At 41.2% G+C, this 13,644-nt stretch carries 21 protein-coding genes; 4 read left to right on the forward strand and 17 right to left on the reverse strand.

Annotated elements, in window-relative coordinates:
- Positions 1-165 precede the first annotated feature (165 nt).
- From JGK22_RS14920 to JGK22_RS14980, 13 genes are all read right to left on the reverse strand, one after another.
- Positions 166-759 (reverse strand): CPBP family intramembrane glutamic endopeptidase, encoded by a 594-nt coding sequence (locus JGK22_RS14920; RefSeq protein ID WP_293180330.1) that lies wholly within the window; start codon positions 757-759, stop codon positions 166-168.
- A gap of 31 nt (positions 760-790) precedes the next feature.
- Positions 791-1,957 (reverse strand): DUF3326 domain-containing protein, encoded by a 1,167-nt coding sequence (locus JGK22_RS14925; RefSeq protein ID WP_293180333.1) that lies wholly within the window; start codon positions 1,955-1,957, stop codon positions 791-793.
- Positions 1,954-2,145, reverse strand: a complete 192-nt coding sequence (locus JGK22_RS14930) for a hypothetical protein (RefSeq protein ID WP_293180527.1) — start codon at positions 2,143-2,145, stop codon at positions 1,954-1,956. The genes JGK22_RS14925 and JGK22_RS14930 overlap by 4 nt, the downstream gene beginning before the upstream one ends.
- A 65-nt stretch (positions 2,146-2,210) precedes the next feature.
- Entirely contained in the window at positions 2,211-2,528 is a 318-nt protein-coding gene (locus JGK22_RS14935; RefSeq protein WP_293180336.1) for a 2Fe-2S iron-sulfur cluster-binding protein, read from the reverse strand.
- Between the two features lie 246 nt (positions 2,529-2,774).
- Complete coding sequence (locus tag JGK22_RS14940) at positions 2,775-3,320, reverse strand: Uma2 family endonuclease (RefSeq protein ID WP_293154866.1); 546 nt, start codon at positions 3,318-3,320, stop codon at positions 2,775-2,777.
- Positions 3,321-3,495: 175 nt separating this feature from the next.
- Positions 3,496-4,677, reverse strand: a complete 1,182-nt coding sequence (locus JGK22_RS14945) for a GTPase (protein ID WP_293190985.1) — start codon at positions 4,675-4,677, stop codon at positions 3,496-3,498.
- A 135-nt stretch (positions 4,678-4,812) separates the two neighbouring features.
- Positions 4,813-5,352 (reverse strand): Uma2 family endonuclease, encoded by a 540-nt coding sequence (locus JGK22_RS14950; RefSeq protein ID WP_293180345.1) that lies wholly within the window; start codon positions 5,350-5,352, stop codon positions 4,813-4,815.
- A 74-nt stretch (positions 5,353-5,426) separates the two neighbouring features.
- The gene (locus tag JGK22_RS14955; protein WP_293180348.1) at positions 5,427-5,924 is read right to left on the reverse strand and encodes a DUF29 domain-containing protein; all 498 of its coding nucleotides are present in this window, start codon (positions 5,922-5,924) and stop codon (positions 5,427-5,429) included.
- Positions 5,925-6,042: 118 nt separating this feature from the next.
- Entirely contained in the window at positions 6,043-6,495 is a 453-nt protein-coding gene (locus JGK22_RS14960) for a hypothetical protein (protein WP_293206233.1), read from the reverse strand.
- Positions 6,492-8,093: a hypothetical protein gene (locus JGK22_RS14965; RefSeq protein WP_293206231.1), complete on the reverse strand. Its 1,602-nt coding sequence runs from the start codon at positions 8,091-8,093 to the stop codon at positions 6,492-6,494. The genes JGK22_RS14960 and JGK22_RS14965 overlap by 4 nt, the downstream gene beginning before the upstream one ends.
- Entirely contained in the window at positions 8,086-9,336 is a 1,251-nt protein-coding gene (locus JGK22_RS14970) for a restriction endonuclease (protein WP_293206229.1), read from the reverse strand. Before JGK22_RS14970 ends, JGK22_RS14965 begins: the two co-directional genes overlap by 8 nt.
- Before the next feature lie 183 nt (positions 9,337-9,519).
- On the reverse strand, positions 9,520-9,666 hold the full coding sequence (locus JGK22_RS14975) for a hypothetical protein (RefSeq protein WP_293206227.1): 147 nt from the start codon (positions 9,664-9,666) through the stop codon (positions 9,520-9,522).
- 254 nt (positions 9,667-9,920) lie between these two features.
- Positions 9,921-10,364, reverse strand: a complete 444-nt coding sequence (locus tag JGK22_RS14980; RefSeq protein ID WP_293206225.1) for a hypothetical protein — start codon at positions 10,362-10,364, stop codon at positions 9,921-9,923.
- A 157-nt stretch (positions 10,365-10,521) separates the two neighbouring features.
- Between JGK22_RS14980 and JGK22_RS14985 the strand changes: the two genes are divergently transcribed.
- The 3 genes from JGK22_RS14985 to JGK22_RS14995 are packed head-to-tail and all read left to right on the forward strand — an operon-like array spanning position 10,522 to position 11,274.
- Positions 10,522-10,734: a helix-turn-helix transcriptional regulator gene (locus JGK22_RS14985; protein ID WP_106149040.1), complete on the forward strand. Its 213-nt coding sequence runs from the start codon at positions 10,522-10,524 to the stop codon at positions 10,732-10,734.
- A gap of 58 nt (positions 10,735-10,792) precedes the next feature.
- Complete coding sequence (locus JGK22_RS14990; protein WP_293154889.1) at positions 10,793-11,005, forward strand: helix-turn-helix transcriptional regulator; 213 nt, start codon at positions 10,793-10,795, stop codon at positions 11,003-11,005.
- 56 nt (positions 11,006-11,061) lie between these two features.
- The gene (locus tag JGK22_RS14995) at positions 11,062-11,274 is read left to right on the forward strand and encodes a helix-turn-helix transcriptional regulator (protein WP_293180530.1); all 213 of its coding nucleotides are present in this window, start codon (positions 11,062-11,064) and stop codon (positions 11,272-11,274) included.
- Between the two features lie 64 nt (positions 11,275-11,338).
- Here the strand turns inward: JGK22_RS14995 and JGK22_RS15000 are convergent, their stop codons facing one another.
- From JGK22_RS15000 to JGK22_RS15010, 3 genes are all read right to left on the reverse strand, one after another.
- Positions 11,339-11,713, reverse strand: coding sequence for a hypothetical protein (locus tag JGK22_RS15000; protein WP_293313107.1), 375 nt, complete (start codon positions 11,711-11,713; stop codon positions 11,339-11,341).
- Between the two features lie 16 nt (positions 11,714-11,729).
- Positions 11,730-11,933, reverse strand: a complete 204-nt coding sequence (locus JGK22_RS15005; protein ID WP_293180368.1) for a hypothetical protein — start codon at positions 11,931-11,933, stop codon at positions 11,730-11,732.
- 75 nt (positions 11,934-12,008) lie between these two features.
- Positions 12,009-12,194, reverse strand: coding sequence for a hypothetical protein (locus tag JGK22_RS15010; protein ID WP_293180371.1), 186 nt, complete (start codon positions 12,192-12,194; stop codon positions 12,009-12,011).
- Positions 12,195-12,435: 241 nt separating this feature from the next.
- On the opposite strand from JGK22_RS15010, the gene JGK22_RS15015 reads away from it, so the two are divergent.
- Positions 12,436-13,014 (forward strand): Uma2 family endonuclease, encoded by a 579-nt coding sequence (locus JGK22_RS15015; protein ID WP_363319143.1) that lies wholly within the window; start codon positions 12,436-12,438, stop codon positions 13,012-13,014.
- Positions 13,015-13,046: 32 nt separating this feature from the next.
- Here the strand turns inward: JGK22_RS15015 and JGK22_RS15020 are convergent, their stop codons facing one another.
- Positions 13,047-13,619: a hypothetical protein gene (locus tag JGK22_RS15020; protein ID WP_293313108.1), complete on the reverse strand. Its 573-nt coding sequence runs from the start codon at positions 13,617-13,619 to the stop codon at positions 13,047-13,049.
- Between the last annotated feature and the right edge of the window lie 25 nt (positions 13,620-13,644).

Below are 13,644 nucleotides of genomic sequence, written 5' to 3' on the forward strand. Positions count from 1 at the left end.
CACTACAAACAAATACCAAAGGTTCGTAGTGAGGACTTTAGTCCTTTAATTTCTGCGGACTGAAGTCCTCACTACAAACAAATACCAAAGGTTCGTAGTAAGGACTTTAGTCCTTGGATTGATGCGGACTGAAGTCCTCACTACTAACCAATCTGTGCGATCGCCCTACCGTTTCACCATATTGTGTTCCCACTTCCAAACACAGCTAGAAATCAAATTCGTGCAGACATGAGCTGTAATTGGTACTAACAAATTGCCAGTAGCTAAAACACTGTAACCCAGCAGGAAACCCACAGCCGTCGCCCAAACAGCATAAGGCCACTGATCCATTCCTCCCAAGTGCAGAATGCCGAAACAAAAACTCGATAAAACTAAACCGGTCACATTCAATCCCAAACCAGACAGCATCACGCCTCGAAATAGCAATTCTTCGCTAAGTCCGGGTAGCAGTCCCAGCCAAATTAAATCCGGCCAAAACAAAGGTTTGAGCACTACTTCCAAGTAAATGTCTGCACTCCGGCGATAACCGGGCCAGAGTTGATATACGATCGCACTACCGCCTGTAATTGCCAGTCCGATCGCCAATCCTTTGAACAAATCCATGACGATCAATTTGACGGGCAAAAGCGATACCGATCCAAATATCAACCACAATTTAGCTACCGCCAGCAACATAATTGCTGTCACGCCCATTGCTACTAAAACCTGAGTGCGCGTCAACGGTTCAATTTCGGGATTTTCGGGAAGTTTTTCTGGCACTTAATCAATTTTAGATTTTAGGTTTTAGATTTTAGATTTGTTGAGTTGAGTCAGACAAACACCGCAGGGAGGAGATGTCTGCACCCAAAGAAGCTGGACTAATGCCGGCTCGTAAAGCGACCAATACGCCGATCGCCTCTAAATATGAGTTTACCTGCAAAGCTTTGATTCCGAGTTTTTCTGGGGAAGCTTGCATCTGGGTTTTGTTGTCACCCACAGCAATAATTTGTACTGTCGATCGCCCGCTCAAACTCAGAATAGCACTACCGCCGCACGCTGTGGCCGGTATTACCACCGCATCGACTCGATCCGCCCACAAATCCTGGGATACCGAATCGAAATTTCGCCTGTTTGCATGGAAGTTCTCTCTTGTGGGGCGGGCATCTTGTCCGCCCAATACCTGTGGTAAGCAAGATGCCTGTCCCACACCAGGAGTGACAAATTGCGGTGCTTTGCTAAGCCCTGCAAGCACGCAAGGTAAGAAAGTATAACCGATTTCCTCCGCAGCCGATCGTGGCGAAAGATGTGGATCGAGGGGAAGTGGCGACAGGGCGGGGGCGTGGGCGCAGGGAATTTTAAATGTTCTGACAATGAGGTGACTGATGACTGCTTCCGCGCCTGCGAGGGGATCGACTCCTTTCCCGCGGCGGTAGTTTTCGAGGGCGACGCTACCTTCATCGTCGGGAAATCTGGCCACAACTGCGATCGCCTGGACTTTTGCTTGTGCGATCAATTTGTCGGCGGCGCGCAGTAAACTGTCGGGATTGCCGATCGTCCCCCAGGATGCCCCTGATTCTGAAATGCGTAATTCTACTTGCAGGGGGCGATCGGTCAAAATACAATCAGTTATGTTTAAACCCAATGTAGCTCTAGCAGCATCAACGGCTTGCAAGTGGCGCAATTGTAACTCAGGTTCGATCGCGCAGTCCATGATTAAGCCGATGCGATTTTGATGTACCGGTTGCAGGCCCCAGCATCCGGCTGCAAATTTGTCAAGGGCGTAACCTTCGACGTAAAGTGCATTAGGTATCGGCCAATAAAGTTGAGCACCGTTGAGGACGTTGGGGTGAGTAATTAGCGTATCAGAAATTTGGGCGATCGCCCTAGCAACGGGCAGCGCATCGCCTGCAAAGCCCCCAATCGAGGCTCCAACGCCTGTGGGGACTATCAAAACCACTGTTAAAGGGCGGGGCTTCACGCTGCTACGGGGGATGCTTCCACGAGCACGTAGCCTTCTACCAGAGCCTTTTGGCGATCGACATCCACGTCTGTAACGGCCCAGCGCAGGGGTTCGCCGTGTTTTTGCAGTTCAATTTCAATAGCTGAGTGCAGTTCTTCGGCCGTATCGCGGAGGTCTACTTCTGCGGAAATGAAATGGGTGGTCATGGGGCGATCCATAGTGGTTTTACCGCGATCGGTACTTGGGTACTTACGTAAATTTTAGCTTAGTCCTAGGATTTACCGAACTGGCGATCGTAAACAATGTCTTCTTTTTCAGTTTCTATCTTCAAGTGCGATCGGGGAAAAGAAACGCAAAGTAACACATAACCTTCAGCCTGAAGTTCCGGACTAACACCCATGCAATCAACCTGCTTAAGTTGACCCTCAACCACCTTAGCAGCGCAAGTAGTACAAACCCCCGAATTGCAAGAGTTGGGCAAATCAATCCCCGCGGCGATCGCAGTTTGCAGAATTGGTTGATCTTCCGGCACTTCTACGGTATAAGTGCTGCCTTGGTGGAGTAATTCAACAGTGTAAGTTTGAGACATATTTCAATTATTGGTTTTAATTCCCAATTGGAATCTACGGTAGATTTGCAAACAAAGCAGAAAACATTGTACCGCTGTTGGTGATTTGGTGCAAGTTGACAAAATTTATAGGAGTTACGCACGGGGGCCTAGAAACCGGGTTTTTTACAAAAATACTTGATTGCAGCCCTTAAATTCTGTAAAAACCCGGTTTCTTTGTAATGACACGCAATATATGTTCACTCACTTAATAACTAATTTCTGCCTTCAACCCAACAACTCATCAACCGCAACACTAAAACCCAGCAGCACTAACTGAGTGCTGATTACGTCACCGGAATTAAACGCTAACTTTTGAGTTTGAGTCATTATCAATATCCAGCAACTTTCTGGAAAAACAATCCAAACTTCCAGACAACCAGAATCCAAATACTCTTGTGCTTTCAAAAAAATCTCTTCCGCAATATCAGTAGGAGAAACAATTTCAGCAATTAACAGCGGACTTTGAGGAAAAGTAGGAACATCGCCATATTCAGCAACAAGTTCAGCAGTCAGATAAGCAACATCAGGGCGACGCACTCGCCTGTCAGTACGACAAGGAACTTCAGTATAAACTTCGCCCCCTTGTCCGCTAGATATCTTGTAACTTCTCCAAGAAAAATCTAGTCTAGATTGGATTCTACTGTGTTTTACTGTCATTCCATTTTTCTCCGATATTTGCCCGTCCACCCATTCCATATCGTCGGGGGGACTAGCGATGAAGTCTTCTAGAGAAACATTTTCTGATAAAACGGCTGTCATTACCATAGCCATTGACTCCCTTTTGCAGAATTCAATAATATTATAGCAATCTTTGGAAATGGGTAATGGGTAATGGGTAATTGGTAATGGGTAATTGGTAATTGGTAATTGGTAATTGGTAATTGGTAATTGGTAATTGAAACTCACCCAATGCCCAATGCCCCATGCCCAATGCCCCATGCCCAATTTAATCAATATTAATTTGATTAGGAGGTTTTGGTTGATTCCGATTATCATCCTTCAAAGTTTTGCGCCCCGACGACGCATAATCCTTGTACAAATCCACAAACATCTTAGTCAACTGCTGCAAAGAAAGTTGTTCCCCATTGATTTGAGATTTCATATAAGCTTTCAGCACTTCGATGTAAGCCAAACCAAGAGCCAGCGTCAGAGTAGCCGCCGTTGCACCGGAGATAGCACCACCGACAATTGTACCCGCACCCGGAATCATTTTAATCAAATTAGTCACAATACTTCTACCAACAGCAGTCACCCCACCAGCACCGCTAATAGCAGACAGCATCGCCGAGATAAATCCCTTATCAAAGGGCATTCCAAAAATCACAGTAATATTAGCAATCATTGCCGTTTGCATCGTCATCAAAATTGGCGCATCAGCAAACGGCACAGGAGTTGCACCGATAATCGCAGAACCGGCAACATAGGCACTTAAATACTTAAATGCCATATCAGATTTGAGTCCAATATTGGCAATTTGTTCTTTGACAAAGGCTTTTTTTGCTACTTCCGGCAGCAGTTGAAAAGTTGCATCAACCAACTTATCTAAACCGTGAGACTTTACTGTATAATCCTCATCAATCTCTTCTGGTTCAGCCATGACTGGGATAATTTGACTGACTGGCAAATTCATGTGTTCCAGTTGCTTGAAAAACTCGCTCGGTTTTTTCGATGTAGTTTGAGTGAGCACTAAAATAACTGGTACATCCATGATTTCCATTTCTCTTAGCCAGCCTTCTTCCACGGATTCTATGCGATTTGCGCCGTGATTGATGCAGTACCAAATGACGTGAATGTGTTCTTTGGGGTGCAGAAGTCTTTGGTCTTCAATGAGTTTAGCAACGTTTAATTGAATAATTTTAATTTGTTCGGCGTTGAGTTCAAGTCCAGGAGTGTCGTAAACTGCGATCGGGCAATTCGGTTTAGTATATTGGCGGATACCGTGAGTGACGGGGCGGCCGACTCCGGTTTCTGCTAAGCGCTGGCGAAAAACTGCATTAATCAGGGTACTTTTGCCGACTCCGGTTTTGCCGATGACTAAAACATTGCACTGTCCCACTTGGTTTTCTGCGTCTTTGAAGGCATCGTAACTGTTGATTAAAAGCTCGTCTAAGGAAAAGTCGTTTGACATGGCGTTTTCTAGAATGGTGGGATATCGAATCTGGATTAAATAAACACCACCGAATAGAATTCGGGGCTATACAAACGAAGTCCGCCTACGCGGACTGAGGAGTCTCAAATATATTGTAGCAATTTAGTTTGATGTTTAAGCTAGCAGGCGATCGACCTCAATGCTAAAACCGATCAGAATTTGTTGAGTGCTAGCGGTATCACCCGCTCGAAATGTTAATATTTGATTTTGAGTCATCACAAATATTAAATGACTTTCTGGAAAAACTAACCAGACTTCCTGACAGCTAGATTCTAAATATTCCTGTGCTTTGAGAAAGACATCCTCAGCGATATCGGTGGGTGAAACTATTTCGGCAATTAAAGGAAAACTTTGGGGTAAAGTGGCAAGATTACCAAATTGTGCGACTAATTCGGGTGTGAGATAAGCGACATCGGGACGGCGAATGTTTTGGTTAGTGTGGCAAGGTGGTGAAATATAAAAATCACCATTTTCTTTGCTTAAATTTCTGTAATTTGACCAAGAACAACCCAGCGTTGATTGAATTTTACCATGCTTGAGCGTGGCTCCATTTTTCTCTACGATTTTACCATCCACCCATTCCATGTGATCGAGGGGATTAGCCATGAACTCTTCTAGAGTAAAATGCTTTTGTGCGACAGTAGCAGCGACCATAGTTATTTCCTCGCTTTTGCATATTCACTGATCCTATTATGACCGATCAGTACAGAGAAGGATATCTGATTCAATTATTCAATATTTTCAGGATTTTCAGACATATCGCACTCAGGCGGTAAAAAATCAGGATTAAGAACTTCTTCTTCAGTAAAGGGAGACTCTGGGGGAAATATTTGAATAGATAAACCTGTTTCATCTGCGGCTAATTCCCTAGCATCTTGATAAGATTCATTAAAAATCTCTTCAAAAAAACGATACAAACTCGGACTGGTTTTGAAGGTATCTCCGATGCGTTTACGATGTTCACGAATGGTGTACACCCAACTATTGGTTCGTTTTTCTGGCTGATATTTATACTTAAGTAAGTGCATTAAAAGTACCCTCAAATTGCTTTTTAAAGCATTCTTGTCGCTTCTCCCCATGCTTTCGAGTTCCTCTAGTAAGTTCTCTAAATCTATTTCAGAAAACTTACCCTCTTTTAATAAGTTGATTGTTGTCTGTAACCACAGATAAAAATCCTGTTCATAAAGGGATGTTATTGCAGTTGTCATTGATTGGATAGTTGTCATTTTGTTTGACTCCCTTTCTCTTCTCTAGACATAAGTCTAACATATTCGATAATTTATCGCTATATGGGGTCAATTTCACTCGCTATATTTTCCTTGGTTTATGTCACATTATCTTACATTAATTGCAATATTCTTGCTTGATAAATCGTATAATTTCCTGTAAATCAATATAAATAAAATATAAAATAGGCGCGTTTCCTAGTCTCAATTCACCGTATTTGATACCCATTTCTTCTTGAAAGTTTGTTAAGTCTTGGTCAAAAGAAACAACATATCTGGGCTTAAAATTTATCGTGCCATCATCATTTCTACTTATTGTATTCATCACTTCTTTGTACACATAGGATTTTACATAGCTTTCTATGGTATTCTTTTTTGAAAACTCAATTTCAGTTTTAATCTTATCAGGATCTAACTCTTCATAAGAATCAATCCCTCCTTTATATTTAAAAAAATCCTCTAAAATTGGATAAATAAACTCTTCATTCACTCTCTGCCGAACTTGCGGATTTAGTGAAACAACTGGATTAAAAATACTAATAACACTACTCGCAGAATTATGTTTAATCATACCAATCGTTGCTTAATATAAAAATCTTGAAGTGTTTTGAAATTAATTTTAACCAGTTTAATCTGGCTTTTGTTAAAGTAAGGATTATTTACTGGATGTCTCTTTTCAAACTCTAACGGATCATTAGAGAAATAAGGTATCCAAAACTCACTTTCAGTTGTTACCTCCCAATTCTGCTGTACCGACCATTCATAGACTAACTGTTTCTGTATATCATCTTTTACTTTGTTCTCACCATTATTATCAATATAGTTTGGTGAGTACCTTTCATAATCCCAAATACGCATATACTTGTAGTCGATAATTTTAATAGAGGAGCCAACAGTTTGCTTTAAAAATTCTTTAAAAAATTCTAAATCTTCATTAAACATATATCTAGGTCGAATATTTACCGTACTTGGTTTATTTGGTTCACTCCGAGAAAGTTTCATATATTTATCGAAGATTTCTGGATAACTTATTTTTACTTGGGAAAGCTTTAGCAGCCTTACTCGAGAGGCTGGCTTGCCTTCTTGCAAATCTATTGAAGTGGTTTCATAAAACTTCTCTATTTGGTTTTCTTTCTCTTTCAATACTAAATCAGGACGCAAGTAACGTACTCTTTTAAACTTATTTAATTTCAATTCAAATGGATTAATGGGGTATTCATTTGGGAATTGTTCAAGATATCCTCCCCTATCTGCAAAGATTGCTCTTTCTTTATATTCAGGTGTATTCATTACATAAGTTTGGCACATATCCTCCCATATATCATAAAAGCTGCTAAAACCCCAGTAAATACCTTCATTATCTTTTTGTCGCTCTCCGTATAAAAATGACTCTACTGTTTCAAAAAAATGCCAATAATCATCATCTTTATAGGCTGTTTTAGTGTCAATATCTTCTAGTGTTTCCCTCAAAATCTCTACGGTTTCGGCAAATGTATCTTCGCCAAATAAACTACTGTTAGGTTGCAAATAGTTTTCTTTAAACTCCTCGGCAAGCTCGGCAGCCCTATCGGAAATATTTTCTAATTCTTCCAACTCTCTTTTGATTTCGGTGTAAATAAAACAAAAAAGTTGTAAAATTGGCGGACTTTCTTTGATTAAGATATTTTTAGCAATATTCATTTCGTCAATATAAATCACATCACCATCAAGATAGATAGCTTGGTGCATATAGCGATGAATCTTTGAGTAGTCAATTTCGGGGCTTCTCATTTGTTTTTTTTCTAAAGACGAAATTCGCAATTCATCATACCCCTCAATTATTTTATCTAACGAATTTAGTTTGCCATAAAAAACTACCTGTTCATTATTTTCATTAATAAAACTAAATCCGTTTTCATTTTCAACAATTCCGTCTCGATCAATGGTTATGTCTTTGCTCTCCATATCATTCTGTTTTCTTTGCAGATACGTTTTGAAGGTTCGGTACATCTTGAAGAAGAAACCTTTGACTAGGTTAAAATCTGTAGGATCAAAATCATCAAATCCTAACGGAAGCCAAAACTCTAAGCGATCAGTTTCCTTATTTCTCTGAATACCGACGAACGAATAGCTACTGTTGCCACGTTCTTGATCGGTTTTAATGATATCTATTTTACTGAGGTCAAACATTTACAAAATCAATTACTTTTTTAACAAATTTTTGAACAACATCTTTTTGGGTAAACTGTCCAAATGTAACTAAATCTCTTTCTCTTCCAGTCATTTCCAAAAGTTCAGTCAAAGGCTTACGATTGTTACTAAAAACACTATCCCAGATAAAGAACATCAATTTATTTTTGATGTGTTCTTCCGTTATAATTTCTTCATTAATAAAGAAGTAACCAATCTGTTTATCCTCAATTTTCCTGACTGTTTTGTAATGAATGCGGATGAATTCATTTAACTTATCAACAAAATCATTCCATGCACAAGTATCATTGTTGTAAAGTTTTACTCTTCGGTTAGATACTACCTTTCTTTGATCGTCATCGTCAATATTTATAAACTCCCAATCCCAACGACGTTTAAAGGCACTATCCATGAAATAAATTGAGTTGTCAGAAGTATTCATGGTAGCCAAGAATGATAGATTTGGGGGCAATTTAATTTTGCACTCTTGATCTCGAAGTGTAACCCTTTCTTCTTCGCTTAAATCGCTGAAAATATAGTCAAGGTATTTATCGTATTCACTTTTATCTTTACAAGAATTTCCATCATACTCAAATGAGTATCCCTTTTCTTTATGAAAATTTTTTTTTAAGCTTATTGCTTGCAACAATCCAGTTTTTTCTAAATCTGAAATTGTTATTGGATATTGTGACCAACCGTTTTTGTTTCTATCAAGGAGTTGAAATACAGTACCAAAAATTGCTGCTGAATTACCTCTATTAAGTTCATCAATTATCAAAACAACATTTTCAGGTTGTTTTATGATCTTAGTGTGCTTTTCTTTCAGAACAGACATTTCTTCGTTAGAGAAATCTTCTTTACGAGTTTTCCCGATTTCTTTCTTGTATTCTTCTGTTACTTCTTTTTTATCCTTTTCATATTTAATACAGCTTATTATTATATTTTTGTATGCTTTAGCTAGTGCTTTTAAAAAATGTCCTGAGTAGTATTTATACTCAATAGTGCCACTATCGTCAGTGAATGGCATCAGTTTACCCATGAAATCACCATAGGTGTATTCTGGGTGAAACACAGTTGGAATAATATTTGATTGGTCAGTTATATTCAACTCATCAGGAATTATTTTATTTTCAACTCTATAACTTTTTCCGGTTCCGGGGCTTCCGAAAAGAATTTTTTGAATTGGTTTATTGGACATAGCATCTAATCGTTTTTTGGGAAAAATACTTGTTTGAATGGGCATAATATCTAATCGTTTTTTGGGAAATTGATAATTATATTGGCGATAACAAGACAGTGAAAACATAACCATCTTAGTGAAAAAACATCTTCTTAAGAGGTTATAGTGGTTTTGGAGTCATAAGTAAAATGCAATTATTGAATTTGCCTTCTGACTTCTGTAATAAGTCCTAGAACAGCCTTCTTGCTATCCTTCACCAACGCGATCGCAAAATTTCTCTGCCAATTCAAAGAATAGCCGAACCTTCGCCTCCTCATTGCCTGCGTTTCTGAGTTGGGCTAAGAATTGGGCTAAGGGAGCGCGATCGCCTGGGATGTTTGAAAGGTTGCTCATGGGCTTAACGGGGATACAGGGGGAAGCGCATGGAGAAATTATAACTGTTGCTGTCGAGCTTGAACCAATTTTTTGAATATTTGTGGCAGATCCCTAGCCGGCGGGCACGGGGGTACCGCCCCTACAGCAGGGGACTGGAGTTTATGGGAGTTACGCACAGCAAAGAAACCGGGTTTTTCACTTAGTTAAAGGCTGGGTGTGCAGTATTTTCGTAAAAAAACCCGGTTTCTAATCACCCGTGTTTTAGTCATATTTTAGAAATGTTCCAGCAGAGATTTCTCTTGGGCGTAAACCTTTCGCAGCGACTCAAGCCCGATCGCCCCCAACATCCATTTAACCACCCCCACTAACTCTCCCCACTCCAACAATTCAACAACAGAAACCGCCTCCCGAAATTTATCCCCATAGAAATCCACCCAAAAATCCGGCGCGTATCTCTCCTTCAGACTCGCCATCCGGCGCTTCCAATAACCAAAATCTAAACCCGACGGCGATTCCACTCCCACCACCGGCGGAAAGTCGGCATAACTCACAAACCGACTCATCCCTTGGGCGTGCACGTAGAGGATGTGCGCCCAGCACTCGAAGCGATATATTTGTTCTACCTTGATTTTCAGCAGCCGCGCGATCGCCTCTTTGGTAACAAACCGGCTCAATCTGTGTCTGGGGGTTGATTTTGGTCGAAAGCTTGCTAACATAGTTGATACATCCCACTTAATGGGAATTGTAAATGGTTGATAAATCCCACTTGATGGGATTTGAACTTTGATAGGCGATCGTCTTTAAGTTTTGCAGACGTTGGGGCGATCGCTTTTTACGATATAATTATAATATACTAAATCTAGTGGTCTGTCAATGGGTTTAATTAGATTGCGGGTTAGAGAATTTGCTGGTGAGAAAGGCTGGACGATCAAAGAGGTTTCTGACCGATCGGGAGTCAACTACAGCACCCTCAGCACCTATTCGCGTTCTCCAGGAATGGCAATGGTTGATTTTACTTGTCTGCTCAAGTTGGCACGTACTTTTGACGTGATGGTGGAAGATTTGGTTGAGGTTGTCAAAGAGTAGGTCGATCGCCTTTTGTAGTATAGTTATGTGACTGATATTAGTCAGGTTTCAATAGCTTATGGGCTTAATTAGATTGCGGGTTAAAGAATTTGCTGCTGAGAAAGGCTGGACGATCAAAGAGGTTTCAGAGCGATCGGGCGTAGTCTACAGTACGCTGAGAACTTATGCCCGATCGCCCGGATTAGCAACAATTGATGTGACAGCCTTGGACAAATTGGCGAGGACTTTTGACGTGATGGTCGAAGATTTGTATGAGATTGTCCAAGATTAGCCGATCGCCTTTTGGAATAAAAATATCTTATGATGGTACACCATCATTTGTCAAGTATGGGTTTAGTCAGACTAAAAGTCAGAGAATTCGCTGCTGAGAAAGGTTGGACACTAAAAGAGGTTTCAGAGCGATCGGGAGTAATTTACAGTACCGTCAGACACTACGCGCGCTGTCCCGGAGTGTCAACTATTGACTTCATTTCCATACACAAATTGGCCCGCACATTTGATGTGATGATTGAAGAGTTGGTGGAAATTGTGCAGGAATAAAAGGCATATTTACATTCAAACAAAGCGTCTGAATTACTCCAGACGCGATCGGACTTTAATCAACTCAATATTGCTCGACAGTTGCCAACATCTGATTCACAGACTCACCTCGTTGCAGGGCTTCCCAATCAGAAGTAATCGGTTGGAAAGAACAGTAGCACAGCACAATTCGCAAGTCACTATCAAAGGAAGAAAACTGGTGAACGCTAGTAACTATCCAATCTCCATCTTTCCCGTGAGTTACTCCATTACCGGAGTCAGATAGATTGTCGTAGTCGCGGGTTCTGTCTCCAGGCTGGGGAAGAATTGGGTTTTCTTCCCAACTCCAGTTTTCCCACAGAATATCAGTTAAACCGCCCCTCGGCATAAGCTGGCGTTCTTCCCAACCGGGATCACTCATGGTTTCGGCTTTATAGACAATCCAGATTTTTTTTGCCATCTTTCCTCGCTTTGCTTTAATCTTGGTAATCTTGCCATGTATCCTGAAACGAGGTTTGTTCCCCATCAAACACGCAGGCCACATCAGGAGGGCTGTTGCGGCTGACTCGGATTTCTTTTAACCGCCAGTTGTATTTTTCGCCCATCTTTTCACAGAGTTCGGGGTTTGTGACATAGTGGACGTTTTCTGGTTTTGGGTTCGGTAGGCGATCGCTCCTCACTTCACAATTCCCTTACAGTTTAAAAACTACAATGTTTTGCCCTGTATGCGATCGCTCCACTTCTGCACGCAGCAGCTATGTGTTCTTTGGGTTTTGACTGGCTGTTATTTTGGGTTGCTCAGCTTGATTGACGTATTCCTCCATAAATTCAAGCAAAACATCCCTCATATTTTTACCTTCCCTAGCGACGGCTGACTTAAATCGGTTCCGCAGATCGGGTGGCATTTCTACTCTAATAGCCACAGTCTTGTTTTCATCCATACAGGCTCAAGGCTTCACAACATATATATTTTGACATTTTATGAAGTTTGTCCAAAAACCAGCGTTTTGCATACAAGCGCATTAAAGCAACTATATGCTATACTGCATACTAATGCAATAGTGCAAACAACCTGAGTTGCTCTGGTGTCGGCGCGAATCTCGCGCGCGCCAGAGGATCGCGCGCGCCATGTACAAACTATCGATCGCCTAAAATAGATTAATTCAGGCAAAGTCAATCATAGTGAGCGAGAAGCCAGGAGCGATCGCAATGACATTAAGTACCGCAAAATGGACAATAGACCACTACCATCGGATGATCGAAACAGGTATTTTGGACGATCGCCAAGTTGAATTACTAAATGGAGTAATAGTCGAAATGGTACCGGAAGGAACGGCGCATACTTATTTTAGCGATCGCTTTGCCAATCAATTGCGAGTCGCATTATCCACCAGAGCACAAATCCGCGAAGCCAGACCAATTACTCTGCCAAATAACTCGGAACCAGAACCAGATATTGCCGTTGTCCAACCCCTAAACGATGTCTACCTACAGCATCACCCCTATCCAGAGAATATTTTTTGGCTAATTGAATATTCTGATTCTAGTTTGACTAAAGACTTAGAGGAAAAAAGCAAGATTTACGCAGCAGCAGGCATTCCAGAATATTGGGTTGTTAACTTGCGCGATCGACTATTAATCGTGTTCCGCTTCCCGGAAGGCGACTTTTACCAGCAGCGAAATACTTTTCAATCGGGAACCATTGAACCCCTGGCTTTTCCCGATCTTACTATCCATGTTTCTCAACTAATGAACAGGTAAATTATTGCCAAATGTCGTAAAATAAGGTTTCACTACGGCAATTTCTCTGGTAACGAAAGCCAAGCTTTGAGTTCTTCATCCAAAACATATTTATCGCTATTCGCGAGTGCAGCGATAACTTTTAACCGATTTTTAAGCTGTCTTAACTCTCGAATTTCTTCAATAGCAAGCGTTTTCCAATTAGCAGCCTTTTGTTCCACATCTTCCCGCGATTCTTTGATGTTATCCCAAAACCATTGTAGAATTAAGTTAACATCCAGAACTGAATCGTTGGGAATTATTCCGTATTTGGCGATCGCCCCAGCCCGCAACATCATTGAAGAAATCTTCACAGACTCCCCACTACCCGGTTTTTTCTGTTCCGCCACTTCCGCTAGTCGATCGTAAATTGCGGTTGCTACTTCGGCCCAAGTGCGATCGAATAAACCCGCATTATTTTCACCTTTTCGAGCCTTCGCAGACGAAACATCGGCTAATAAAAGCCAGTTAAAGTCTTGCGGTGCGGTGGTTTGAGCCGAAAATGTATTTTTGACCCAAGCCAGTGCGGATTCAGGATTTTGTTCGAGGATGCGATCGATCGATATTTTCGGGGGAAATTGAGTCATAATCAAATGGGCGATCGGCATGAAC

The sequence above is a fragment of the Microcoleus sp. PH2017_08_TRC_O_A genome, from assembly GCF_020738665.1.
Lineage (GTDB): Bacteria > Cyanobacteriota > Cyanobacteriia > Cyanobacteriales > Microcoleaceae > Microcoleus.

Excerpts from the sequence above, each read along its gene's own strand:
- JGK22_RS14930 (WP_293180527.1), bottom strand. The coding sequence starts at position 2,145 with ATGACCACCCATTTCATTTCCGCAGAAGTAGACCTCCGCGATACGGCC.
- JGK22_RS14935 (WP_293180336.1), bottom strand. The coding sequence starts at position 2,528 with ATGTCTCAAACTTACACTGTTGAATTACTCCACCAAGGCAGCACTTAT.
- JGK22_RS14940 (WP_293154866.1), bottom strand. The coding sequence starts at position 3,320 with ATGGCTATGGTAATGACAGCCGTTTTATCAGAAAATGTTTCTCTAGAA.
- JGK22_RS14945 (WP_293190985.1), bottom strand. The coding sequence starts at position 4,677 with ATGTCAAACGACTTTTCCTTAGACGAGCTTTTAATCAACAGTTACGAT.
- JGK22_RS14950 (WP_293180345.1), bottom strand. The coding sequence starts at position 5,352 with ATGGTCGCTGCTACTGTCGCACAAAAGCATTTTACTCTAGAAGAGTTC.
- JGK22_RS14955 (WP_293180348.1), bottom strand. The coding sequence starts at position 5,924 with ATGACAACTATCCAATCAATGACAACTGCAATAACATCCCTTTATGAA.
- JGK22_RS14960 (WP_293206233.1), bottom strand. The coding sequence starts at position 6,495 with ATGATTAAACATAATTCTGCGAGTAGTGTTATTAGTATTTTTAATCCA.
- JGK22_RS14965 (WP_293206231.1), bottom strand. The coding sequence starts at position 8,093 with ATGTTTGACCTCAGTAAAATAGATATCATTAAAACCGATCAAGAACGT.
- JGK22_RS14970 (WP_293206229.1), bottom strand. The coding sequence starts at position 9,336 with ATGCCCATTCAAACAAGTATTTTTCCCAAAAAACGATTAGATGCTATG.
- JGK22_RS14975 (WP_293206227.1), bottom strand. The coding sequence starts at position 9,666 with ATGAGCAACCTTTCAAACATCCCAGGCGATCGCGCTCCCTTAGCCCAA.
- JGK22_RS14980 (WP_293206225.1), bottom strand. The coding sequence starts at position 10,364 with ATGTTAGCAAGCTTTCGACCAAAATCAACCCCCAGACACAGATTGAGC.
- JGK22_RS14985 (WP_106149040.1), top strand. The coding sequence starts at position 10,522 with ATGGGTTTAATTAGATTGCGGGTTAGAGAATTTGCTGGTGAGAAAGGC.
- JGK22_RS14990 (WP_293154889.1), top strand. The coding sequence starts at position 10,793 with ATGGGCTTAATTAGATTGCGGGTTAAAGAATTTGCTGCTGAGAAAGGC.
- JGK22_RS14995 (WP_293180530.1), top strand. The coding sequence starts at position 11,062 with ATGGGTTTAGTCAGACTAAAAGTCAGAGAATTCGCTGCTGAGAAAGGT.
- JGK22_RS15000 (WP_293313107.1), bottom strand. The coding sequence starts at position 11,713 with ATGGCAAAAAAAATCTGGATTGTCTATAAAGCCGAAACCATGAGTGAT.
- JGK22_RS15010 (WP_293180371.1), bottom strand. The coding sequence starts at position 12,194 with ATGGATGAAAACAAGACTGTGGCTATTAGAGTAGAAATGCCACCCGAT.
- JGK22_RS15020 (WP_293313108.1), bottom strand. The coding sequence starts at position 13,619 with ATGACTCAATTTCCCCCGAAAATATCGATCGATCGCATCCTCGAACAA.